The 6,299-nt window shown below is 73.7% G+C and carries 5 protein-coding genes and 1 pseudogene; 3 read left to right on the top strand and 3 right to left on the bottom strand.

All coding sequences use genetic code 11. The annotated features are described in order from the left end of the window. Window positions 1–641: pseudogene (locus tag E1293_RS01885) on the top strand (methylmalonyl Co-A mutase-associated GTPase MeaB); the annotation flags it as partial. Between the two features lie 94 nt (window positions 642–735). After that, a complete protein-coding gene (locus E1293_RS01880) occupies window positions 736–2,370 on the top strand; it encodes an immunity 49 family protein (protein WP_165978042.1) in 1,635 nt (544 codons plus the stop codon). Between the two features lie 6 nt (window positions 2,371–2,376). Here E1293_RS01880 and E1293_RS01875 read toward each other — a convergent pair whose 3' ends face one another. Beyond that, complete coding sequence (locus E1293_RS01875; RefSeq protein ID WP_132193090.1) at window positions 2,377–3,204, bottom strand: acyl-CoA thioesterase; 828 nt, start codon at window positions 3,202–3,204, stop codon at window positions 2,377–2,379. A 46-nt stretch (window positions 3,205–3,250) separates the two neighbouring features. Further along, a complete protein-coding gene (locus E1293_RS01870; RefSeq protein WP_132193088.1) occupies window positions 3,251–3,928 on the bottom strand; it encodes a TetR/AcrR family transcriptional regulator in 678 nt (225 codons plus the stop codon). Window positions 3,929–4,038: 110 nt separating this feature from the next. Between E1293_RS01870 and E1293_RS01865 the strand changes: the two genes are divergently transcribed. Beyond that, on the top strand, window positions 4,039–5,031 hold the full coding sequence (locus E1293_RS01865) for an NADPH:quinone oxidoreductase family protein (protein ID WP_132193086.1): 993 nt from the start codon (window positions 4,039–4,041) through the stop codon (window positions 5,029–5,031). 36 nt (window positions 5,032–5,067) lie between these two features. On the opposite strand, the gene E1293_RS01860 is transcribed toward E1293_RS01865, so the two are convergent. Beyond that, window positions 5,068–6,291 carry a metal-dependent hydrolase family protein gene (locus E1293_RS01860; RefSeq protein WP_132193084.1) on the bottom strand — a complete coding sequence of 408 codons (1,224 nt, stop codon included), beginning with the start codon at window positions 6,289–6,291 and terminating at the stop codon, window positions 5,068–5,070. Between the last annotated feature and the right edge of the window lie 8 nt (window positions 6,292–6,299).

Below are 6,299 nucleotides of genomic sequence, written 5' to 3'. Positions count from 1 at the left end.
CGGTCGACCCGTCCTCGCCCTTCAGCGGCGGCGCCCTGCTCGGCGACCGGATCAGGATGGCGGCGCACGCGGCCGATCCCGGCGTGCTGATCCGCTCGCTGGCGACCCGCGGCCACCTCGGCGGCCTCGCCGCCGCCGTGCCCGCCGCCGTCCGGGTCCTCGCCGCGCTCGGCTACGACCCGGTCTTCGTGGAGACGGTCGGCGTCGGCCAGTCGGAGATCGAGGTCGCCGCGCTCGCCGACCCGGTCGTGGTCGTCCTCGCCCCGGGAGCGGGCGACGCCGTCCAGGCCGCGAAGGCCGGGCTGCTGGAGGTCGCCGACGTCCTGGTCGTCAACAAGGCCGACCGCGACGGTGCCGACCGGACCGTCCGCGACCTGCGCGGCGAGACCGGCGTCCCGATCCTCACGCTCGTCGCGCCGGCGGGGGAGGGGCTGCCCCGGCTGGTCGGGGCGATCGAGGCGCACGACCGCGCCGACGACCCCGCCCGGCGGACCGCCCGCGCTCGCGCCCAGATCCTCTCGCTGGCGCAGAGCCGCCTGCGCGCGAACCCGCGCCTCGCGGACCTTGCCGCCGACGTGGCCGCCGGTCGCCGCGACCCCTACACGGCCGCCGACGACCTTCTCGGCCGCCCGGCGCGCTGAGGAAGCCGCGGTCGATGCCCCGTTCTGCTGATGTCGACGTCGGCGTCGATCTAGGCTCCCCTCTAGGCCACGGACGATCATGAGGGGCGTTGGCATGAGGGTCGAGCGGCATCGGGTCGGCGCGGAGCGGCTGCGCGATGCGACGGAGGACTTCGCCGACCGGATCGGCGGGAGCGTCCACGGGCAGGAGGAGGCGGGACGCGACCCGTTCGGCTGGCAGATGATCGGTGACGATCTCCTGGACTACGCCGGAGCGCGGTCGGCGGCGCACCCGGAGATCGACCGGGACGCCTGGACGGCACTCCTTTCCGCCTCCGAGGCCCATCTCGGTGCTGTGGAGCTGGTGGCCGGCCCGCCGGGCAGGCCGCTGTCGGTCTTCATCACCTACACCGGCACCGGCGTCGTGTACCAGGACGGGACGGACGAGCAGCCCGGCGAGCTGTTGGAGTCGGCCTGGCAGCAGGCCCTCTACCTGTGCGTCATCATGGGCGACCCGCGAAAGTGGCACGAGGCCTTCCACCACGCGGGCGTGCGGGCCGCGTCGGGCTACAGCCGGGCCTTGAGCGACCTGGTCTTCGGAGACGGGGCACGCGTCGCCGACCTCATCGGCATGCCCGACCGGAACGGGGAGCGCGCCCTGCTCGCCTTGGCCGCCGCCGACCAGGACGCCTTCTGGACGGCGATCGCGGCCATGCTCGCCGAGCCGAAAGGCGGAGACCCGCGTCCCCGGACGCTGCTGCCGCTCGCGCCGCTCGCCCTGACCGCCCTCGCCGTGCGAGACAAGGGCTGGGAGCAGCGGATCGAGTCCGGCTACCTGCCCGCGCGCCTCACCGGCGCCGAGAAGACCGTGCAGCGCCCACGCGTCGGCCCGTACGGGACGGACAGGAAGACGTTCCCGGTACCGGTGACGGTGGAGCGTCCGCCGTTCTCCGATGTTCCCGCCGAGGCGTTGGACTATTACGACGCCGAAGCGGCGGAGGCGGGGAAGCTGGCCTGGTCGCCTGACGCTCAGGTGAAGAACATCCCGTATGCGCTCACTTCAACGGGCGACCAGCAACTGCTCCGCTTCTACTGGCGCGCGGAAGCCGACCCCGAAGGGCGCGATCCACGCCAGTGGCAGGCCCTGGATCTGGCGTCCCAGCTGGACGCCGCGGCCTTCCGCGTGGTGACGGCGCCCGGAGACTCGGTGGAGATCACCATCGGCGACCGCACGGCCTCCATGCGCACCGCGCCCGTCACCGACCACGCTTCCAACTTCGCCTGGCACAGGGCGATCGCGCTCGCTTTGATCACCGGCTCCCGGGAGCGGTGTGACCTGCTGCTCGGCATCGATCCGGACAGCCTCTCGTCGGAATGGGATCTGCCCGTCCACCACACCTACCATGTCGCGCTCCGCTCCTACCTGCGCGGCGAGCCCGCCCGGCCGGCGACGGACCGGGCGATCGCCGCCGTCGAGGACACCAGGACCACCCACCCGCATCACCTGGGGCCGTTCGCCGTCCTGCTGTCGCAACTGGTGGCCGGGGACCGGGAAGGATTCGTGGCGGCGCTCGTCGACGCCCTGGAGGAGTTCCGCGACCACTACAGCGTCGGCGACCGGCAGGAGGATCCGTACCGGCAGGTGCACATCGGCGCCTTGGCGTTGACCTGCCACGCGCACCGGGAACTCGGCTGGGAGATACCGGTGATCTCCCCCTACCTGCCCGCCGCGATCGTGGCGGGCAGGTAGCCGGGATCAGCGCTTGAAGCGCAGGAGGGCTTCCTGGGCATAGGAGGCCACCAGGGAGCCGTCCTCGGTGAGGACGTCGCCTCGCCCGAAGCAGCGGCCGTGCGCGGTCAGCGGGCTGTGCTGGCGGAACAGGAGCCAGTCACCCGTGCGGAACGGCCGGTGGAACCAGAGCGTGTGCGAGGTGACGGCGGAGGTGAAGGCCGTGCCGGCGTCCCGCTGGCCGATCCCCTCGACGGGGCGCAGCGCCGTGCCGATGAGCGTGAGGTCCGTCGCGTAGGCGGTCAGGGCGGTCGCGTGCTCCGGGGCGGTCTCGGGGATGCGCATCCACAGGTCCAGCTCGGGCGGCCCCGAGGTCGCGGAGTCCAGGTCGGCGGACGCGCGGGTCTGCCAGGGGAGCAGGTCGATCCGCGCCTCGTGCTCGGGCCGGAGCAGGGGCGGCGCCTTCGGGACCGTCTGGTGGTCGGGCCCCTCCTCGGCGGCGTGCAGGGACACCGAGGCGGTCGCGATGACGCCGGGCGACTGGAGCGCCCTGCTCGTCAGAGTCGCGAACGTGCCGCCCTCGCGATGGCGCTCCACCTCGTACCGGACGGGCTCCTCGGGACGGCCCTCCCGCGGGAACTGCGCGTGCAGGGACTTGACGGACTTGCCTGGGCAGGCCAGCTCGGCCGCCCGGACGAACTGGGCGAGCAGCTGCCCGCCGAACAGGCGGTGGTAGCCGAGCCGCTGGTTGCGGCCCTCGAACCCCGCGGCCGGCCCGCCGGCGCCGGGATCCGGGGCCGCGGCGAGCGCCCGCAGGTCGAGGCAGCCGAGAAGATCGCTCCAGAGATCGGGCATATCCCGAGTATAGGACGATTCTTGACTTCGAGAACAGTGTTCTCGGTCAGGCCCGGGCGAGTCCCGAGGCGCAGAAGTCCCAGACCTCGGCGGCGTCGAGCGGGTGCGCTCCCTCGTCGTCGGAGACCCCGTTGGACTGGGCGACGAACATGACCGTCTGCATCACCAGGGCCGCGGCCCGGCGCGGCCGGACGCCCTCGCGGAGCCGGCCCGCGGCCTCCGCCTCGGTCGTCAGCTCGGTGAACAGGGTCAGCAGCGGCGCGTGCGCGATCCGCACCTCGGCCGGATGGGAGACCAGCAGCTGCGGGGCGAAGTCGGTGAACAGCGGGCGCTTGGCGGACGGGTCGGGCCGCGACAGCTCGAACAGCAGCTCCACCGCGACCCGGAGCCGCTCCAGCGGGTCGGACCGGCCGGCCGCGGCGGCGCGGATCTGCGCGGCGGACTTGCGCAGCGCGTCCTCGAACAGGGCGAGCAGCAGCTCGTGCTTGCCGTCGAAGTGCTGGTAGAAGCTGCGCAGCGACTGCCGGGAGCGGTCCACGACCTCCTGCACGGTGAAGTCGGTGGTGTTCTTCTCCGTGATGATCGACTGCGCCGCGTCGAGGAAGCGCTCCACCCGCTGCTCGGCGCGGAGTTTGGCGGCCTTGGTGGAACGCTCGACCGCGCGCTGCTTCCAGGCCGGTTCCTCGGCCGGGGCGCTCGCGGACGGATCGGTCTTCTGTGCCATGTTAAGAACCTTACTGCACGAATTCGGGACGGCAGCTGCAGTTCCGCCGCCTCGCCTTTGAAGATTATGAGATCTATACTTCCCAAACTGGAGAATGTTATTCTCGTGAGGTGAGAGCATTGCGCTGCGCCGCCCCCGGCTCCCTGGCCGGCCTGAGGGTGCGCGAGGTCCCCGAACCGGTCGCCGGTCCCGGCCAGGTCGTCGTCGAAGTGCGGGCCGCCGCGGTGAACTTCGCCGACATCCTCGTCGTCCAGGGCGCCTACCAGGTCGCCGCCCCGGTCCCCTTCACCCCCGGGAGCGAGTTCGCGGGACGGGTCACGCAGGCCGGACCGGGCGTCGAGGGGTTCGCCCCCGGCGACGCGGTGTCCGGGGCGGTGTTCGTCGGCGCCTTCGCCCAGCGCGTGCTGGCGCCCGCGACCAGCCTGACCGCGCTGGAGCCGGACGCCGACTTCCGGGCCGCCGCGGCGTCCGGGGTCTCCTACGCCACCGCCCACCACGCACTCACGCTCGTCGCGGAACTGCACGCGGGGGAGACCCTCGCCGTCCTCGGCGCAGCCGGGGGAGTAGGGCTTGCGGCCGTCCAACTGGGACGCCTGCTCGGTGCGCGCGTGATCGCGGTCGCGTCCTCGGCCCGCAAGCGCGCCCTGTGCCTTGGCGAGGGTGCGGACGCGGCCCTGCCCTACGACGACCTGAAGCGCCGCCTGGCCGACGCGGGCGGCGCGGACGTGGTGCTCGACCCGGTCGGCGGGGAGCACGCCGAGCCCGCGCTCCGCGCGCTGCGCTGGGGCGGGCGCTACGTGACGGTCGGCTACGCCGGCGGCGAGATCCCGCGCATCCCGCTCAACCTCGTCCTGCTCAAGGGGATCAGCGTGCGCGGCTTCGAGTTCGGCGGCTGGGCCCGGCACGACCGCGAGGCGCTCGCGCGGAGCCGCGCCGAGCTGGCCCGGCTGTTCCTGAGCGGCGGCCTGGAGCCGCACGTCCACGCCGTCTACCCGCTGGAGGACGCGGCCGGCGCGCTCGCCGCCGTCGCGGGCCGCGGCTCGGCCGGCAAGGTCCTGATCGTCCCCGCGGAACCCGAAGGTCCCGGCGCTGACCGCGGGTGACCGGCGCGGGGCGCCGCCGGGCGCGGGGCTCGCGGATCAGCGGCCCCGCGCCCGGCCGGCACAGACCTTCCCGCCCTTCATGACGAACCGGACGTCCTGCGTGACGGTGATGTCCCGCAGCGGGTCGCCGGGGACGGCGATGACGTCGGCGAGCAGGCCCTCGGCGAGGCGGCCGCGGTCGGTGACGCCGAGGAGCTCGGCCGCCGTGACGGTCGCGGCGCGCAGTACCGCGAGCGGGCTCAACCCGCGCTTGACCAGCGCCACCAGTTCGTCGGCGTTGCGGCCGTGCGGGATCGCCGGGGCGTCGGTGCCGACTGCGATCTTCACGCCGGCCCGATAGGCGGCCAGCACGGAGGTGCGGGCGCGCGGGAACATCTCGGCCGCCTTGGCCTGCAGCTCCGGCGCCGCGTGGGAGACGTCCATGCCGTCGGCGAGGGCCGTGGTCGGGACGAGGAAGGTCCCGCTCCGGACCATCAGCCCGATGGCGTCGTCGTCGACGAGGAAGCCGTGCTCGATGCAGTCGATCCCCGCCTCGACGGCCGCGCGGACCGCGCCGGCGCCGTGGGTGTGCGCGGCGACCCGCAGCCCGCGCCGATGCGCCTCGTCCACGATCGCGCGCAGTTCCTCGTCGGAGTAGTGCTGGGCGCCGGGCAGGCCGGTGTGCGACATGACCCCGCCCGAGCAGCACACCTTGATCAGCTGGGCGCCGTGCTTGATCTGGTAGCGGACGGCCTTGCGGACCTCGTCGACGCCGTTGGCGATGCCCTCCTCGACGGTCAGGTCGAGGACGCCGGGCGCGAACGCGGCGAACATCGTCGGGTCGAGATGCCCGCCGGTCGGGGTGATCGCGTGCCCGGCCGGGACGATCCGCGGGCCGTCGATCCAGCCCGCGTCGATCGCCTTCCCGAGCGCGACGTCCAGCAGGTAGCCGCCGGTCTTGACGAACAGCCCGAGGTTGCGGACGGTGGTGAAGCCCGCCCGCAGCGTCCGGCGGGCGTTGCCCACCGCGCGCAGCATCCGCAGCGGCGGGTCGTCCTGCACCGGAGAGCGGACGGGGTGCTCGCCCCGCCCGCCCATCAGCAGGTTGACCTCCATGTCCATCAGGCCGGGCAGCAGGACCGCGTCCCCGAGGTCGACGACCTCCCCTTCGGGTGGGCCCCCGGCCCCGGCGATGCGGTCGCCGTCCACCCGCAGGATCCCCGGCCGGACGATCTCTCCCGCGTCCGGATCGAACAGCCCGGCCGCCTTCAGGGTCAGCATCCGGACCA

The sequence above is a fragment of the Actinomadura darangshiensis genome (assembly GCF_004349235.1).
Lineage (GTDB): Bacteria > Actinomycetota > Actinomycetes > Streptosporangiales > Streptosporangiaceae > Spirillospora > Spirillospora darangshiensis.
The sequence above is the reverse complement of the archived record's forward strand: the minus strand, read 5'-3'. Positions and strand labels throughout refer to the sequence as shown.